Genomic DNA, 18,153 nt, shown 5'->3' with positions numbered 1-18,153 from the left:
ATTACTGAGCTACAGCAATTTCAATATTATCAACCCAGACTTCCTGCTTTGAGCTGGAATAAGTCTCCAGCTTGAAACCGGTCGCGGCAACAGATTCTTTGAGAGACCGCTGAATATCCGCGCCCTTTGCAACACAAATCCCGTCAATCCAGACAGCGCAGTTCTCCGACTTAAGGCGCATTGAACTTCCATCTGGGGCCATATAAGAAATCCGTTCGCCGGTCTCATTGATATAAAGATCCATATGATGTTTTTCACCAAGGGAATAGTCAGCTCCCGGCCGCGATTTCCCATCCGAAAGCTGAACGCCATTCACTACAGTCTCATCACTTTTTGCAATGGAATCCACACCGGCCCGAAAACCAAACGCACCGGTTTTGCTGTTATCCGGCTCATAAAAATCAAAACTCATGCGAAACAGCTTTGAACTGAACCCGGGAACATTTTTTGCCAATACACGGGCAGCCATATCCGTAGAGTTATCATCGATCTGAAGATATTTATTGCCGGCACCTCCGAATATATTGTTTTCGTCCGCCCGAACCAACACCACGCAGTCCTTCTCCTCTTTTGACGAAACAGATTTCCAGACCTTGCCGCGGGGAAGAACCCGATCCGCCTGATATGCATCAAAATTTTCCGAGAAGATTACAGAGTCAAACACCAACCCACCTGCTTCATCCACAGCCAGTGCGTTTCCGAATATTCCCACAATTGCCACTGCGCCCAACCACACTTTAATCTTGTTCATAATACCCCCTCTTTTTCTGAACACGATATCGTACGCATGATTTCTAAGAACACACGTAAAGAAGCAGCGTCGAGGAGTTTAACCGTAAACTTGAACTGTGAATTTAAGTGTAAAAGACTGCCGACCTTTCTGTTGATTTTGCAATCCCCCTCGTCAGCCTCTCAGCTCCGGCTGACGCTTATTTAACGGCAGCTGCGTCACTGCTCGGAACGAATCATAATCAGGAGCATTTTGAACGGAGCAGCTGCGGCCTGCACATCATGCGGGATGTTGGCGGGCATGATGATCATTTCACCGGCCTTCACGGTTTGCGGATCCCCATTAATAATGAAAGTTCCTTCACCTTCAACGACTTCGACCACGGCATCAAACGGCGAAGTGTGCTCACTGAGCCCCTGTCCTGTATCAAATGAAAACAGCGTAATGTTACCGGTTTCCTTTTTAAGCAGCGTGCGACTGACAACGGCTCCATCCGAATAGTCCACCAGTGTTTTCAGGTTCAGTGCTTTTCCTTTTAAATCATTCATGGCTCAAATCTCCTTTGTATCAATTAAGTCTCCGTTCAACCCAATGGTCGCTTCTTCAACCACGAGATCGGTTCGTCCGCTCCGGCGAACCGCCTGCTGCACCAAGGCGGTCAGTCCGCCGCAGCAGGGAACTTCCATGCGCACAACAATCACCTTTGGAATACCGTTGGATTTCAATATTTCCGTGAGCTTTTCAACATACCCTTCGGTACGGTCAAGCTTTGGACAGGCAATCGCGATCGCGCGTCCGCGAATAAAACGCCAGTTTACATCCGGCGAGGCAGACGGCGAACAGGTGGACAGCACAACCAGTTCTCGGTTTTTGAAAAACGGAGCGTTCGGCGGAACCAAATGCAGCTGCGTCGGCCACTGGTTGAGTTCGGACGGAATGACCTGCCCGGAAACAGCGGGACTGCTCACGCTGCGTTTTTCGGCTTTAGGCTTTTCATTAAAGCGCAGCTGCAGTCCGGGGCAGCCTCCGGCGGGCGGAGTTTTTTTTGATTGAAGGTGTTCTTCAACGGCTTCTTCGTCAAACTCCGGCGCATCGCGCTCAATGATCTTCAGTGCGCCGGTCGGACAGGTCCCAATGCAGGCTCCAAGTCCATCACAGAACACTTCGTTCACCAGTTTCGCCTTCCCGTCTACAATCTGCAAGGCTCCCTCGGCGCAGCCGGTGACACAGTTGCCGCAGCCGTTACATTTTTCTTCATCAATTTCGATGATCTTGCGTTTCATGATTTCCTCCATTCGATGCACACAGAATACCACCTTCAGATCCAAAGACATTGATCCAGATCATGTTTTTAAATGTGTTCCAATCCCTGGCAAAACCGTACGCAAAAGCGGACCGCAACCTCCGCATATACCCGGAGGCCACACTCCACCCGACAGAAAACCACAGAGACCAAAGAAGCTTCCAGGCATTGGAAAATATTCTTCCTCTCCACCCTCTTCGCTGCGTTTCTTTCCATAAAGAGTCTGAAGAAAATACGATATGAAAAAAGCAATATTCACGACTTTGTTCGTCTCTGAGCTGCTCTCAACCGCAGCAACAGTTGGAGCCGTCTACCGGGGAAACATCAACAGCATGATCTTTCATCGATCAAACTGTCGTTACTTCAGCTGCAAAAACTGCAACCCGTAAGGCTGCGACCACCGTTGTGCTCACCTCTGACTCTGAAGCCGTTCGGTAAGAGTGGTGACGCGCTCGCGGGAATCGGCGCGTGAGACAGCAAGCCCCATCGCTTTTTTTGTGCCGACGAGCACCGCAAATTTTTTGGCGCGGGTAACGGCTGTGTACAGCAGGCTGCGCTGGAGCAGCACAAAGTGCTGTGTATGCATCGGAATAATCACGCAGGGATACTCACTGCCCTGACTTTTGTGAATGGTGATGGCATAGGCATGCATCAGCTCATCGACTTCACGAAACTCATACAGCACGCGGCGATCATCAAATTTCACGACGACTTCTCCCTGCACCTCGTCAATCGCAGCAATGCGACCGAGGTCGCCATTGTAGACATCTTTGTCGTAGTTGTTTTCGGTCTGCATCACGCGGTCGCCCTCGCGATAGATGACGCCGAAACGATCAATCTGGTTTCCCCGAGGGTTGAGCAGTGCCTGCATCACCTGGTTCAGGTTGCGGGCTCCCAGCTCGCCTTTCTGCATCGGCGTAAGGATCTGGACATCTTCGATCGGGTCGAACCCAAGCCGCTTGGGAATGGAATCTTTCACCATCCGCTTGATCACACCAATGGCTTTATCCGCGTCCGGCTGCTCGACAAAATAGAGATCGGCGTTTTTATCACCCTCCTCTGGAAACTCGGGAAGCTGCCCCTGGTTGATTCGGTGGGCGCCGGTTACGATCCGGCTCTCGGCGGCCTGCCGGAAAATTTCGGTCAGCTCGATCACCGGCACCGCTTTGGAGCGAATCACATCACGAAGAACGCGGCCCGGCCCGACCGACGGAAGCTGATCGGCATCACCGACCCAAACAACCGCCGCACGTTGCGGAACGGCGTCGAGCAGCTGCTGTGCGAGCACCTGATCGATCATGCTCGACTCATCGATAATAAAGACATCGCCTTCCAGCGGGTTTTCCTGATTATGGATAAATCCGCCGGTGCCGGGATTGAACTTCAGCAGCCGATGAATGGTTTTGGCAGACAGCCCGGTCGTTTCGCTCAGACGTTTGGCCGCACGCCCGGTCGGCGCACAAAGCACCACGTTCATTCGCTTGGCGCGCAGCACCTGAATGACGGAATTCACCAGCGTGGTTTTCCCGACACCGGGACCACCGGTAATGACCATTACTTTGGCCTGAATCGCCAGCCGCAGCGCCTCGCATTGGTTTTCTGACAACTCGATCTTTTCTTTCTTCTGCACCCATTCAAGTGCCTTTTCGAAATCGATTTTCGGGCAGGGATGCTTTCCGTAGTTCAGCTCGATCAGCTTTTTGGCGAAGTTCCATTCGGCGAAATACAGCTTGGGCGGATAGATCAGGTTGCGGCCGCGGCGGTCTTCGTCGTGAATAACCCGCTTGTTTTCGAGCAGGTGATCAAGCGCGCCGCCGATGCGGTCCGGCGGGATTTCGAGCAGCTCGACCGCCTTGCTCTGCAGGTCGCCGCGCGGCACGGCGCAGTGACCGGCGGTGGTCATTTCCTGCAGCACATATTCGAGCCCGGCGCGGGCGCGCAGCTCGGAATCCTTGGCGATACCCAGCGTGCGGGCAATACCATCGGCCACCAGAAAACCGATGCCGCGAATGTCGCGGGCGAGGCAGTACGGATCGCGCTGAATCCGCTCGATGGCGTGCTCGCCGTAGGTTTTGTGAATGCGAAACGCGCGCGCGGTACTCACCCCATGGCTGAACAGAAAGCTCATGATCTCGCGAATGCCCTTCTGTTCCTCCCATGCGGCTTTAATGCTCGCGCGCCGGCCGGGGCCGATTCCCTCCACCTTCAGAAGCTTGCCGGACGATTTTTCGATGACGTTGAATACATCGCGCCCAAAGGCATCAACCAGCTTTTCGGCATACTTCGGGCCGATATTGCGGATGATGCCGGAACCGAGAAATTTTTTGATTCCCTCAATGGTATCGGGCTGGGAGGCACGCATGGTTTCGGCCTTGAACTGGCGTCCGTAGCCGGGATCGGTGATCCACTCGCCGTCGGCGGCCAGCCACTCGCCGGGATTGATGCTCGACGCCGTTCCGACCACGGTGACGAGGTCCTTGTGCCCGCGCACCTTGGCGCGCAGCACGGTGTAGCCGTTTTCCTCGTTGCGGAAAACGATGCGCTCCACCTGCCCGTCCAGTCGGTTGTCGTCTTTATTCTGCGATGCCATTCAATGCCGCTCTTGCTCTTAAGCCTGATCATAATCCCTGCAAAACAGGCATGATTATGAATAAAATTAAGATTATGAATCTGAAGTAATGTGGCAATATAGTCCGAGAATACGAAGCTGGCAAAAGGATAAGCAGTGGCAGACGTCGATTATACACAACTTGAAAAGCGGCTGGGAAAACAGCTTCTGGCCCGACGCCTGAAAATTCAGTCGCACCATGTGGTGCGGCTGTTCGGCGCGGGGCGCGCGCGGCTTCACATCGGAAACATCCGCATACTGCACCGGATCATGCGGCGCACACTGAAGGTTCTCGGAATTTACCGGATCGGCTATCGCAACGCCATGAACCTGAGAGTGGAACAAAATGAAGTGTTTTTCAGCGGACTTCCGCAGGCATTCGACGGGTTTCGCATTCTGCATATCAGCGATGCCCACATCGACGACAACCCCAAACTGCTGTCCATCATTCAGGATAAAGCAGGGAACCTGGACTATGATATCTGCGTCTTCACCGGCGACTTCCGCGAAGGAACTTTTGAAGACTATCGAATTCCGTCGCAGCATATGGCCGAGCTTGTACAAAACCTGAACGCACCTGTTTATGCCGTTCTCGGCAATCATGACTGCATCGAGATGGTGCCGCTGCTGGAATCCGCCGGAATCCGGATACTGCTCAACGAACGGGTTGTTTTCGAACGCGGGAAAGCGTCACTCTATCTGCTCGGCGTTGACGATCCACATTATTACGAAACTGATGATCTCGAAAAAGCAACCGAAGGAATGCCGAATGACGCGTTCTGCATTCTGCTGGCCCACTCGCCGCAAATCATCCGCAAAGCCGCCTTTTCAGGGGTTGATTTCTATCTGTGCGGCCACACACACGGCGGACAAACCTGCCTTCCCGGCGGACATCCGATTCTGGCCAACTCCCGCTGCCGCAAAGACCAGCGCAAAGGAGCATGGAAATATCATCGACTGCAGGGCTACACCTCGCGCGGCGCAGGAACCTCATCCGTCAACGTGCGGTTCAACTGCCCGCCCGAAATCACCGTGCATACGCTGAGATGCAAATAACTGCTTTTGCAATCACGGGAAACTATTCCGCCTGCTTGAGCAGTTTGATCTGAACCGGGCGGACAAACGGCATATCGAGGTCTACGGCGCGATAAACCGGGCCGGTAATGATCAGCAGCCGTCCTTTCAGTTTTTCCATCTGGCTCGAATTGCCGCGAACATAACAGACCGTAGCGTCTCCCGCAGTCGGATCGGTCAGTTTATAAAGGATTCCTCCCGCAAACTGGAGAATGCCGCTAAACGTTTCCTCACCGCCCTGCTTTTTGTCCGGATCCGGCACCAGTACCTCCGGAAGCTCCGGCACATCCGCCGCGGCCGCCATCATCCTGTTGGCCTCGGGTTGATCCACTTTTTCAACAATCACCACCCGCGGCGTTTTTTTCGGCTCCGAAACAGCAACCTCTGCCTTTTCCGGCTCAGGAGCCGGCACCACTTCCACAATCACCTCCGGCTCCAGAAGCAGTGGCGGCGCAACGTCTGCAAACTTGCGACTGATCCAAACAACCGCCTCTTCCGGAGGCGCAATGCGCAGCCAGCCGGAAACATCCCCCCGAACCGTCAGCTGCGTTCCGTTTTTCACCACGCCGACCACGCTGTGGTTCAGACTGGGACCGGACCGCACATTCAGCTTGGCAGGCACGACCGTTCCATTCTCCACATATTCACCAAGCACCCACAGATCAATAGAATCCGGCGGAAGGACTCCGACCCAATCCGGATTGGTGTTATCTTTCAGAACCAGCTCGTCACCGCTCATCGCGCGGTCTAACAGAACTGCATTCAGATCCGGAGCCGCACGCAAACTGACCCGGTCACCGGTCACCTTTACGGGTTCCTTATCCGCAGCGCCCGCCGCACAGGCCAGCCCCAATGTCATTAAACCAATCCAAATCATTTTCATCCGAAATTTCCTCCGCCTTGCATTCGCAATCACCATAAAGCAAGCAGCCGCCCACCCGCAACCGATTTTCCAACCATTGGCAGTAGGCGGAGCCTGCACCCATAAAAAATTCCAACCTTTGGAACATCTTTTTCCAAAGGTTGGAATCCTCTGTGCAGACGGTCGGCCTCCCCGCGTACTGAACTATTGGTCGGCCAAACTTTGCCCCCATCCGCCGCCAAGGGCTTTGTAGAGGCGGATGACGGAGAGCGTGCTTTCGCTCTGGCTCTGGACCTGCCGGTCTTCGAGCTGGAGCTGAACGCGCTGGGCGTCGAGCACGGTGTCGAACGGTTCGAGACCGTTTGCGTAGCGGTCGTCGGCGAGCCTGGCGGCAGAGCGCGCAGCGTCTGCCGCAGCGGTCAGTGCGTCGAGCCGGACCTGCTCGTTGCGGAAGGCGGCCAGCGCATCACGCGTCTCCTGCACAGCGGAGAGCACGCTCTGCTCGTAAGCGGCCAGCGCCTGCTCCTGCAGCGCGGTTTGCGCCTGGATGTTGTTGCGAATGGATCCGCTGCGGAAGATGGCCCAGCTCACGCCGGGGCCGAAGCCGTAGAACTCATTGCCGTCATCATACAGTCCGCCAAAGCTGAGCGCCTCGACCCCAATGGAGCCGTTCAGTCGGAGCTTCGGAAAATAATCCGACTTGGCGACCCCGATGCGGGCGGTCTGCGCGGCGAGCTCGCGCTCGGCCACGCGCACATCGGGACGGCGGCGCAGCAGGTCAGCCGGAATACCGGTTACATCCGCCGGCGTCGCGGCCGGGATTTCCCGGACCTCGGCAAAGCGCTCCTGAAGTGTTCCGGGCATGGCGCCGGTCAGCACGGCCAGCGCATTAAAGCTCTGCTCCAGCACCGTCTCAAGCTGCGGGACGGCGGCCCGGGTGCTTTCCAGGTTGGCCCTGGACTGCTGGTAGGCCAGCTCGTTGATCAGCCCGCTGTCAAATCTGGACTGGAGCAGATCGAAGGTTTCCTGCTGCAGGCTCAGGTTTTCCTGAGCAACCCGCAGGCGCTGCTGAGCTTCGCGCAGCTGCACATAGGCCTGCGCGGTTTCGGCGGCGAGCGAAACTTCAACCATGGCCCGGGCGGCATCCTGCGCCTCAAACGCGGCGAGCGCAGCTTCGGATGAACGACGCGTACCGCCGAAGATGTCGATTTCCCACGCGGCATCGAAGCCGGCGCTGTAGACATCGCGCTCGCCGCTGCTCACCACGGAAACATCATCCCCGGATTTACTGCGGGTAAAGCTGCCGCCGGCATCGAGCTGCGGGCCGTACGCGGCCCGGGCAATATTCAGCCGGGCCCGGGCGGCACGCACCGCGGCAACCGCCGACTGCAGGTCGTGGTTGTTCTGCAGCGCTTCATCGACGAGCTCTGCAAGCAGCGGGTCGCCGAGCGTGGTCCACCAGTCGGCAGGGGTCTCGAATTCAGCGCTTCCAACGGCCGGCAGTTCGGGCTGTTCATAATCCGGGCCGACGGTCAGACAGCCGCCGAAGAAGAACGGCACCAGCAGAATCACCAGCAGGTGGAGTTTGCTGTGGGTGTGCCGCAGGCGGAATGCATGTCCCCGCTCACGAAGGGTCTGGAACAGCGTGTAGAGCGCGGGCACGAGGATAATCCCGAAGAGCGTCGCCGCGGTCATCCCCCAGAACACCGTCGATCCGATGGCCTGCCGGGCCTTGGCACCGGCGCCGGTGGCAAACACCATCGGCAGCACGCCGAGCACAAAGGTGAAGGCGGTCATCAGCACGGCGCGGAAACGCTGCCCGGCCCCGTCGGCCGCAGCGTCGACGATGGAGAGCCCCTCCTCGCGCCGGGTTTTGGAGAACTCGACAATCAGAATGGCGTTTTTGCTGGCGAGGCCGACCAGCAGGATCAGCCCGAGCTGCGCGTAGATGCTGAGCGGCAGATCCATCATCTTCAGGCCGATCAGCGCGCCGAGGGTGGCCACCGCTGTCGAGAACATCACCGGCAGCGGAATGCTCCAGCTCTCGTACTGGGCCACCAGGAAGAGGAAGCCGAAGACCAGCGCCATGGCGATGAGAATGGTGGAGCCGCCGGCCGCCTTCGCCTCCTGATAGCTCAGGCTCGACCAATCGAAGCTGTAGCCTTCGGGCAGGTGGTCGCGGGCGATCGCCGAGACCGCCGTCATCGCGTCGCCGCTGCTGACGCCGGGCGTGATGATCGCCGAGATGGTCGCCGCCGTGAATTTGTTGTAGCGGTCGACCAGCCGCGGAGCCAGCGTCGGAGAAATCGTCATAATACTGCCGAGCGGAACCATGGCGCCGGCGCGGCTCTTGACGTAGAGCTTGCGGATGTCATCCACCCGGTCGCGGAACTGCCAGTCGGCCTGCACGATCACCTTGTTGACCTGTCCCTCAAAGTTGACGTCGTTGACGTAGCGCGAGCCGAAATAGTTCTGCAGGGTGGAGAAGATCTCATTGATCTCCACCTGCATCAGCGAAGCCTTCACGCGGTCCACCTGCAGGAAGAGGTGCGGCGTTGCCGAGGAGTAGGCGCTGAAGGCGTAGCGGATTTCCGGCGCGGCGTTGAGCTGCATCAGAAAGCTGTTGAGCACCGCGCTCAGCCGATGCGGATCGCTGTTATCAATCGCCTGCAGGCGGATGTCCAGACCGCTGTTCATACCGAGTCCGGCAATGGCCGGCGGCGTGAAGAGGTCGATCCGGGCGCCGGGCACGGCGGAGAGCCGCGCCTGGAACTTCTGGCGCAGGGCGTCGACCTGCAGCTCCGGGGAGAGGCGTTTATCCCAGCTGTCGAGGTCGATCACCACGAAGGCCAGGTTTTCACCCGAACCACCGATCAGGCTGAAGCCGGTGATTTCGACAATCGACATCACTCCCGGCTCATCGCGCAGCGGCGTGATGACTTCACGGAGCAGTTCATGGGTGCGCTCGCTGCTCGCCCCCTCCGGAAGCTGCACCGCGCCGAAGATCACCCCCTGGTCCTCATCCGGCAGAAAGGCCGACGGGCTGCGGGAGGCGACCAGCCAGATTCCGGCCAGCACGCCGAGCAGCACGAACAGGGTGACAATCCGGCGACGCGCAAGGCGGGTCGTGGCGTTGACATAATGGCCGCGCACCCGTCCCAGGCCGGTATTGAACCAGCGAAGCGGGCCGTGCTTCTTCGGTTTGACAATCTGAAGCATCGTGGCGCAGAGCGCCGGGCTGAGCGTCAGCGCGTTCACCGTGGAAAACAGCACCGCGGCGGAAATGGCGACGGCAAACTGCTGGTAGATTTTCCCGGTGATCCCGCCGACAAAACCGATCGGCACAAAGATGGCGAGCAGCACGAGCGTCGTGGCGACAATCGCGCCGCTGACCTGCTCCATCGCCTTGATGGTCGCCGCCTTGTGGTCGAGGTTTTCGTGCTCCATCAGATGCAGCACCCGCTCCACCACCACGATCGCGTCGTCCACCACCACGCCGATCGCCAGCACCAGCCCGAAGAGCGTCAGGGTGTTGATGCTGTAGCCGAACGCCATCAGCACCGCGAATGTGGCACAGAGCGAAACCGGGATGGTCAGCGTCGGCACCAGCGTCGCGCGCCAGTCCTGCAGGAAGGTGTAGCAGACGAGGACGACGAGGAAGACCGTGAGCAGCAGCGTCGTGACGATTTCGCGGATACTGACGCGCACCACTTCGGTCGCATCGTAGGGCAGCACGTACTCCATGTCGTCCGGGAACATCTGCTTGAGCGACTCCATCTCCCGGCGCAGTGAGTTCATGGCCTCGAGCGCATTGGAACCGGTCGAGCGGCTGATCGCAATCGGAACCGCGGACTCGCCGTTGTAGAAACCGGAATAGAGATAGCGGTCGGCCCCTTTTTCGATGCGGGCGACATCCTTGAGGTACACCACCGCGCCGTTTTCGCCGGTGCGCACCACAATGTTTTCAAAGTCGGCCGGGTCGTTCAGGCGGCCTTCGGCCTTGAGTGTATAGGTGACCTGCACCGAACCGTCGCCCGGCACGCTGCCGACCGAACCGACCGAGGCCTGGATATTCTGCCGCTGAATGGCCGAGGTGACATCCGAGGCCGACAGGCCGAGCGCGGAGAGGCGGTCGGCATCCATCCAGACGCGCATACTGTACTTCGGACCGTACACCTGCGCGCTGCTGACGCCGGGGATTCGCTCGAGCGCCGGCTGAATCACCCTCGTGGCATAGTCGCTGAGAAAGCGCTGGTTGCGGCTTCCGCCCGGCGAGCGGATCATCAGGAAACCGAGCATGTCGGAGGAGCGCGTCTGCACGACCACGCCCTGCTGAGTCACTTCGCTCGGCAGCAGCGGCTCGGCCTGCGCAACGCGGTTCTGCACCTGGACCTGCGCGATGTCCGGATCGGTGCCGACCTCGAAACTGACCGTCAGCATGTAGGAACCGGAACTGTCGGAGGTCGACGACATGTAAATCATGTCATCGACCCCGTTGACGGCATCCTCAATCGGGCCGGCCACCGTGGCGGCCAGCACTTCGGCATCGGCGCCCGGATAGCTGGCGCGCACCGTGATCTGCGGCGGCGTCACCTGCGGGTACTGGGCGATCGGCAGCGAGGCGATGGACAGAACCCCCGCCAGCATTAAAACAATAGAGACGACGCCCGCCAGTCGCGGACGCTCGATGAACACTCGGGAAATCATTATTTATCCTCCAGCAAAGTCACACTGACCGTCGCCCCCGGCTGTGCCTTCTGCACGCCGTCGACAATAATCCGGTCGCCTTCTTTCAGTCCGGACAGCACGGTGATGCCGGTGCCGACCTGCTGACCCGGCGCAATCCGCGCCGTTCCCACAGAACCGGCCTCATCCACCGTGAGCACATAGGCTCCCTGCTGATCGACCAGCACCGCCTTCTGCGGAATCAGGATCCCCGCGGCGGCGTCGGAGTTGCGGATCAGCGCCGTCACGAAACCGCCGGGGAGCAGCAGCTGGTCTTTGTTTTCGAACAGGTAGCGGACGGCAATCGTGCCGGTCGCCGGGTTGATGGCGTTGTCGTCAAAATCCTTCCTGCCGACGGCATCAAAGGTGGAGCCGTCCGCCAGCCGAACCTGGGCGACGCGCACGCGGCCGTCGCCGGCCAGTTCCCGCTGCCGAAGCGCGAGATACTCGCGGTCGGTCATCGAAAAGGTCACCCGGATCGGATCGATCTGCACAATGCGCGCCAGGTCCCCGGACGCCGGCGTAACATAGTTGCCTTTTTTGATCAGCGCCGAACCGATGCGCCCGCTGACAGGCGCCTTGATTTCCGTGCGCTCCAGATCCACCTGTGCGGCATCGAAGGCGGCCTGCGCCCGCAGCAGATCGCTTTCAGCCGTTTCGAGATCGGATTTGGAAACGCTGCGCTCATCGGCCTTCTGCAGCCGCTCATACAGCCGCCGGGCAAGCAGCAGATCGGCCTCCGCCGCATCGGCGGCGGCCTGATAGCTGCGCCTGTCGATGGTGAAGAGCACGTCGCCTTCGCGAACCTGAGCCCCCTCGGAAAAATGAACGGTTTCAATCATTCCGGAAATTTCGCTGCGGATCATCACATCCTGAACGGGCTCGACCCGGGCGATAAACTCCTCGGCGGGGCGCAGGAAGGAGGGACGGATCTCCATGGCATTGACCGCCGGCGGCGGCATCTGCATGCCGCCCATCCCCGGCATGCCGGGGCCTTTGGCGCCGGCCATGCCGCGAAGAAACCAGCCGCCGGCTCCGGCGACCAAGACAACCCCCACGCCCGCAAAAATCATTTTTTTATTCATCGTCATGCCTCTTTCTTTAAAACCCCATTCATAATTAAATCGAAACCGCGCTCCACGGTTTTTACAAAACTGACTCCTGTTCCTGTCGTCTCACCGTCTTCACGAACCACCTCTGAATCCGGGAAGTGATACCCCAGACATATTTTACAGGCACCGACCCAGAAGGATGCCAAAGTCATCACTAAAAGATTCGTATCAACTCCCGGATTTAAACGTGCAGCAATTTGAGGCTGGTTGAAATGTTTTTTAAAACTGTCCAGCGGATTTTCACGGAGCTCATCCATATTGCGCTTGGTCTGCTCCAGCAGTTCTTCGGACCATTCCATCTGATACATCATAAAAAACTCAAACTTGTGAACTACGGGGTCGCTCTCGACCATCTGTGCGTGCAGGATGCAGGCTTTTCGCAGATCGTCAATTGTCTGAATGTTAGAAATCTGCGAATGGACCACGTCCTCTTTCAGCTCGTGCACATGATCAATCAATGCAGCAAGCAGTGCCTCTTTGTTGTCAAAATGCCAGTACACCGCTCCGCGCGTCATACCGATTCGTTTAGCAATGCCTGCGAGTGTCGTTCGCGAATACCCTTTTTCCGCAAACAGATCCAATGCGGCCATCAACACGCTCTCGCGCGTTGCGTCCGCTTCCTCTTTGGTTCGTCTTGCCATCCTACTTCCTCCAAGTTCTGGGTACGCGTTATACATACATACACGCATGTATGTAAACCTTTTCCTGAAATTTTTTATGAGATATTTATTCCTCGAAGATTTCAGGGTTCTAAGACAAACCTCGGGAAATTTTGAGGCTTTGTGCCAATTAAGCTAATTGGTTTTTGTAATCCTGATAATTAAACTTGCGAACAACCTCAAGTTCGTCGCCGCGCTGGATGGCGATGGAAGGATGCTGAATGCCGTTGAAAAACGTGGTTTTGACCATGGTGTAGTGGGCCATGTCGAGAAACTCCAACCGATCGCCCGGCTTCAGCGGTTCATCAAAAGACCAGTCGCCGATGACATCGCCGGCCAAACAGCTGAGACCGGCCAACCGGTAAGTATGCGCCTTTTCGCCGGACTCCCCGGCCCCGGTGATAACCGGTCGGTACGGCATCTCCATCACATCCGGCATGTGGCAGGTGCAGGAAACATCGAGAATGGCAATGTCCATTTCGTTGTGAACCACATCGAGCACGGAAGCAACCAGCACTCCCGCGTTGAGCGCAACCGCTTCGCCCGGCTCCAGAATCACCTGCACACCGTATTTCGCCTTAAACGCATTAATGAGCTCGCAAAGCCGATCAACATCATAGTCGTCGCGCGTAATGTGGTGTCCGCCGCCGAAATTGACCCACTCCATCTGCGGCAGAAACTCGCCGAATTTTTCTTCGACTGCGGCCAGCGTTTTTTCGAGTGCATCGGCGTTCTGTTCACACAGCGTATGGAAATGCAGTCCGGAAATACCGTCGAGGCTTTGTCCTTCAAAATCCGCCCGCCGGATTCCAAGGCGGGACTTCGGCGCGCAGGGATCATAAATGGCATGATCTTGCGTGGAGCATTCGGGGTTAATGCGCAGTCCGATTTTAACAGGTGGAACGGGCTCTCCGAGCGCGCTCAAACGCGCCCGGAGGTCGCGTTCCGCCACATCACGGAATCGATTCAGTTGATGGAACGAGTTGAAGTCAATCTCATCGCAAAGGGTCAGCAGTTCCGCAAAATCGGCGTCCGAATAAGCAGCAGCAAAAGCATGGACTTCCCTGCCGAATTCCTCACGGCCGAGGCGCGCCTCCCACGGGGAGCTGGCGCAGACGCCGTCGAGGTATTTTCCAACCATTGGAAAAAGCGGCCAGCAGGCAAAACCTTTGAGCGCCAGCAGGATCTTGCATCCGGTCCGTTCTTTAACAGATGCGAGGATTTCGCAGTTCCGCCGTACCAGCGCCTCATCAACAATAAAACAGGGAGTGGAAACCGTCCGTAAATTCATGCGGCGGTTTTACCGTCGGATGCAGCGGATTGCACGCCAAAACAGCCGAACTCAGCTGTGGCGATAGGTAATGCGGCCCTTGGTCAGGTCATACGCGGAGATTTCCACGGTCACACGATCCCCCGTCGAAATGCGAATGAAATTCTTGCGGATTTTTCCGGAAACATGCGCCAGCAATTTGTGGCCGTTTTCCAGTTCCACCCGATACATGGTTGCCGGCAGCACATCGACTACCGTCCCGTCCATCACAATCAAATCTTCTTTAACTTTGGCCATACAGTCTCCTGCACAGAAATGCACCGAGCTCTATATTCTTTCCGTTGGCGAAAACAAGTAAAAATGATTCGGCAGCGCCCCGCTTTTTTACCGGCCGATTCCAAACCCGGAATTTTTGAATTATCTGCAATCAAACCCGTCGTTTTGCGCTATAGTTCAGTCATGAAAATTTTTCGCCCGGCCACACTCGCACTGCTGTTTCTCTATCAGGCACAGGCAGTCCAACCCGGAGACAGCCGGGACTCTGTAATCGCGGAACTCGGCGAACCGAAGGGCAGTATGCTCCAGGGAGAGATGGAAGTGATCCTGTTTCCCAAGGGAACCGTAACGCTTCGCAACGGAATCGTGACCAACAGCGACATCTCCGACAGCTATCTTCAAAAGGCCCGGGAGCGCACCGAACGCGCGGCTCAGCTCAAACAGGAAAAAAAAGCAGAACTGAAAAAACAGAAACAGATCTACCCGGAAAACAAAATTTCTGCCGTTGTCGCCACCTACAATCGCAACGAGGACTGGAACTACCTGCCCGAGCCCATTCGTCCCGACTCCGGCCGAAGCGGGTACTACGTTTACTTGCCGGAAGGCTACTACGAATCAGACAGCCGCTATTATCCCTGCCTGTTTGTAGAACATCCCAGGCAGTGGGACAGTATTTGCAAGCGGGTCCAGGGTAAAAAATGGGCCGCCGTGATCCTCAGCGAGCAGAAAGGCGATCGCCTTGGGCAGAAGATGAATGAAAACTTTCTGGCCGCCTACGATGACGCCGTGGAAAAATTCAGGATTTCCCGCCGCAAACTCTTTACGGCCGGCACCGTGCCCGCGCTGCTTTACGCAACCATGCGCCCCGTCGCCGGCGTAATCCTTCAGGAACCGGATTTCGACGGATTGCGCAGCATTGATCCGCCCATTGACCTGATCCGCAAAAACAGCGATATGCGGGTCTACGCTCTGCTGGGCGCGGAAGATCAGGACAATGTGAAAAAACAGGCTCAGTTCATCACGGACAACATTCCCAAATATCACATTGATCTATACGACGGACATACCGACATCCTGCCACCCAACCTCGCCGACAAAGCGATCGACTGGATGAAGAAGGAATACCGCCTGCCCTAAATCATCATCGCCTGCGCCGCGAGATATCCCGTTGTCCATGCCGCCTGCAGATTGAAGCCGCCGGTCAGCGCATCGATATCGAGCACCTCGCCCGCAACATAGAGACCGGGAACCAGACGGCTTTCCATCGTCTGGAAATTCACTTCCTTCAGGCGAATTCCGCCGCAGGTGACAAATTCCTCGCGGTGCCGGTTTTTTCCAGTAATTGGAAGCGTGAACCCGCTGATCTGCGCGGCAAGCTGCCGCAGCGCCTTCGCGGAGCATCCGCCCCACTCGCGCGTCTCATCGATGCCCGCGCGGGCAACCAGCAGTTTCCAAAGTCTGGAAACCAGCCCGACCGGCGACCAGGTTCCGATCTGCTTTTTCGGCGACGCCGCCTTCTGTTTTTCCAAGGTTTGGAAAATCTGTTCCGCGTTCTGATCCGGGAGCCAATTGATCTTCATTTCAAAGCGGTAATTGGTTTCCGCCAGCGTCCGCGCACCAAATGACGAAAGCCGCAAAACCGCCGGGCCACTGACGCCCTGATGCGTTATCAGCAGTGCACCGTCCGCCTTCAGCTTTCCGGCGCTCACCTGAACCGGCTCCACCACGATTCCGGACAGTGCGGTCAGTTCTTTATCCGACGTATTGAATGTAAACAGCGACGGCACGCACGGCTCGATGGTGTGGCCGAGCCCTTCGACAAATGCGCCGCCGCCGGTCGCCACCAGCAGCTTACGGCAACTGAGCTGCTCGCCGTCCGTCAGCTTCACATTGAACCCACCCTCAAAGCCAAAAATTTTGGCGACTTGCGCATTCGTCCGGATCTTCGCGCCGCTTTCGAGCAGCGCATCAATCACACTTTCAGAGCTGTCGGATTCGGGAAAAAGGCAGCCGTCGTCGAGCGTGACCAGCGGCACGCCGTGCCACTCAAACCAGTCGACGGTTTGCGCCGGCCCAAAACGGTTGAACGGGCCGATCAGCTCGCGCCCGCCGCGCGGATAGTTTTTGATGAACTCGCGAATGTCGGAGCAGACATGCGTCAAATTGCAGCGCCCGCCGCCCGAAACACGGACCTTCGCCAGCGGCTTCGCGCCCTTTTCGAGCACCAGCACATTCAGCTCCGGAGCCTCTTCCGCGAGTACCGCGGCGGCAAACATGCCCGCCGCGCCCCCGCCGATAATAATTACATCGTACATTATCCGAGATCGATGACGGGGCCGTCGATGACTTTCCACGGCAGACCGCAGGTGTTGAGCAGGTCCATGAAGGGATCGGGGTCCATCTGTTCCATGTTGAAGACGCCCTCGCCGCTCCAAACCTTGGAAATCATGAGGTTGGCCCCGATCATGGCGGGCACGCCGGTGGTGTAGGAAATGGCCTGCGACTGCACTTCTTTGTAGCACTCCTGGTGATCGCAGGTGTTGTAGATGGTGACGGTTTTCTCCTTACCGTCTTTGAGGCCGGTGACCTGGCAGCCGATCCATGTTTTGCCAACGGTGCGGGGACCGAGCGTGGCCGGATCGGGCAGCAGGGCTTTAAGGAACTGAAGCGGAATGATTTTCTGTCCGTTGAATTCAACTTCGTCGATGCGGGTCATGCCGACGTTGCCGAGCACTTCGAGGTGTTTGAGGTAGCTGTCGCCGAAGCTCATCCAGAAGCGTGCGCGCTTCAGGTGCGGGATGTGTTTGGCGAGCGATTCGAGCTCTTCGTGATACATCAGGTAGATGTTGGGCGTACCGATGTTTTCCGGCACTTCAAAGGCATGCTTGACGGAGAGCGGGTCGGTTTCTTTCCATTCGCCTTTTTCCCAGTAACGGCCGCGGGCGGTGACTTCACGGATATTGATTTCGGGATTGAAATTGGTGGCAAACGGATAGCCGTGATCCCCGGCATTGACATCGATGATATCGATGGTGTGAACTTCATCGAGGTGGTGCTTCTGAATGTAGGTACAGAAGACAGAGGTGACGCCGGGATCGAAGCCGGAGCCGAGCAGCGCCATAATCCCTGCGTCTTTGAAACGGTCCTGATAGTCCCACTGCCATTTATATTCGAACTTCGCAGTGTCTTCCGGTTCATAGTTGGCGGTATCGAGATAGTTGACGCCGGTTTCAAGACAGGCGTCCATGATGTGCAGATCCTGATAGGGCAAAGCGACGTTGAGAACGAGGTCGGGCTGGACTTTTTTAATCAGTTCAACGAGCTCGGGAACATTATCGGCATCGACCTGAGCAGTTTCTATCGGACGGTCAATCTGAGCGGCGATGGAGTCGCACTTGCTTTTCGTGCGGCTGGCCAAAACAATTTCTTCAAAAACGTCCGGATGCTGCGCGCATTTATGAACGACCACACTGCTCACCCCGCCGGCTCCAATAATCAAAACTTTGCCCATGACATACTCCTGTTTATACCACT

At 57.2% G+C, this 18,153-nt stretch carries 14 protein-coding genes; 2 read left to right on the top strand and 12 right to left on the bottom strand.

The genetic code is table 11. The annotated features are described in order from the left end of the window. Position 1: 1 nt before the first annotated feature. The 4 genes from GT409_RS07760 to recD2 form a co-directional block, all read right to left on the bottom strand. Positions 2 to 751: a hypothetical protein gene (locus GT409_RS07760; protein ID WP_160628532.1), complete on the bottom strand. Its 750-nt coding sequence runs from the start codon at positions 749 to 751 to the stop codon at positions 2 to 4. A gap of 197 nt (positions 752 to 948) precedes the next feature. After that, positions 949 to 1,278, bottom strand: coding sequence for a cupin domain-containing protein (locus GT409_RS07755; RefSeq protein WP_160628531.1), 330 nt, complete (start codon positions 1,276 to 1,278; stop codon positions 949 to 951). Between the two features lie 3 nt (positions 1,279 to 1,281). After that, positions 1,282 to 2,013, bottom strand: a complete 732-nt coding sequence (locus GT409_RS07750; protein WP_160628530.1) for an ATP-binding protein — start codon at positions 2,011 to 2,013, stop codon at positions 1,282 to 1,284. Positions 2,014 to 2,442: 429 nt separating this feature from the next. Continuing rightward, complete coding sequence (gene recD2, locus GT409_RS07745; protein WP_160628529.1) at positions 2,443 to 4,623, bottom strand: SF1B family DNA helicase RecD2; 2,181 nt, start codon at positions 4,621 to 4,623, stop codon at positions 2,443 to 2,445. 135 nt (positions 4,624 to 4,758) lie between these two features. Here recD2 and GT409_RS07740 point away from each other — a divergent pair, with 135 nt between their 5' ends. After that, positions 4,759 to 5,697, top strand: coding sequence for a metallophosphoesterase (locus GT409_RS07740; RefSeq protein WP_160628528.1), 939 nt, complete (start codon positions 4,759 to 4,761; stop codon positions 5,695 to 5,697). A gap of 22 nt (positions 5,698 to 5,719) precedes the next feature. Here the strand turns inward: GT409_RS07740 and GT409_RS07735 are convergent, their stop codons facing one another. The 6 genes from GT409_RS07735 to infA all read right to left on the bottom strand — a co-directional run bounded on the left by GT409_RS07735 (position 5,720) and on the right by infA (position 14,640). Then, complete coding sequence (locus GT409_RS07735; protein WP_160628527.1) at positions 5,720 to 6,598, bottom strand: SH3 domain-containing protein; 879 nt, start codon at positions 6,596 to 6,598, stop codon at positions 5,720 to 5,722. Between the two features lie 183 nt (positions 6,599 to 6,781). Beyond that, complete coding sequence (locus GT409_RS07730; RefSeq protein ID WP_160628526.1) at positions 6,782 to 11,284, bottom strand: efflux RND transporter permease subunit; 4,503 nt, start codon at positions 11,282 to 11,284, stop codon at positions 6,782 to 6,784. Continuing rightward, positions 11,284 to 12,387, bottom strand: a complete 1,104-nt coding sequence (locus GT409_RS07725; protein ID WP_160628525.1) for an efflux RND transporter periplasmic adaptor subunit — start codon at positions 12,385 to 12,387, stop codon at positions 11,284 to 11,286. Before GT409_RS07725 ends, GT409_RS07730 begins: the two co-directional genes overlap by 1 nt. Positions 12,388 to 12,389: 2 nt before the next feature. After that, positions 12,390 to 13,055 (bottom strand): TetR/AcrR family transcriptional regulator, encoded by a 666-nt coding sequence (locus GT409_RS16015; RefSeq protein ID WP_160628524.1) that lies wholly within the window; start codon positions 13,053 to 13,055, stop codon positions 12,390 to 12,392. Between the two features lie 148 nt (positions 13,056 to 13,203). Beyond that, positions 13,204 to 14,364: a carboxynorspermidine decarboxylase gene (gene nspC / locus GT409_RS07715; protein WP_160628523.1), complete on the bottom strand. Its 1,161-nt coding sequence runs from the start codon at positions 14,362 to 14,364 to the stop codon at positions 13,204 to 13,206. A gap of 51 nt (positions 14,365 to 14,415) precedes the next feature. Further along, positions 14,416 to 14,640, bottom strand: coding sequence for a translation initiation factor IF-1 (gene infA / locus GT409_RS07710; RefSeq protein WP_160628522.1), 225 nt, complete (start codon positions 14,638 to 14,640; stop codon positions 14,416 to 14,418). 162 nt (positions 14,641 to 14,802) lie between these two features. Between infA and GT409_RS07705 the strand changes: the two genes are divergently transcribed. Next, complete coding sequence (locus tag GT409_RS07705; RefSeq protein WP_160628521.1) at positions 14,803 to 15,756, top strand: hypothetical protein; 954 nt, start codon at positions 14,803 to 14,805, stop codon at positions 15,754 to 15,756. Here GT409_RS07705 and GT409_RS07700 read toward each other — a convergent pair. Continuing rightward, on the bottom strand, positions 15,753 to 16,934 hold the full coding sequence (locus GT409_RS07700) for a BaiN/RdsA family NAD(P)/FAD-dependent oxidoreductase (RefSeq protein ID WP_160628520.1): 1,182 nt from the start codon (positions 16,932 to 16,934) through the stop codon (positions 15,753 to 15,755). The genes GT409_RS07705 and GT409_RS07700 overlap by 4 nt on opposite strands. Next, positions 16,934 to 18,130, bottom strand: coding sequence for a saccharopine dehydrogenase family protein (locus GT409_RS07695; protein WP_160628519.1), 1,197 nt, complete (start codon positions 18,128 to 18,130; stop codon positions 16,934 to 16,936). Before GT409_RS07695 ends, GT409_RS07700 begins: the two co-directional genes overlap by 1 nt. Positions 18,131 to 18,153 lie beyond the last annotated feature (23 nt).

The sequence above is a fragment of the Tichowtungia aerotolerans genome (assembly GCF_009905215.1).
Lineage (GTDB): Bacteria > Verrucomicrobiota > Kiritimatiellia > Kiritimatiellales > Tichowtungiaceae > Tichowtungia > Tichowtungia aerotolerans.
This window is presented reverse-complemented; position numbering and strand designations above follow the sequence as displayed.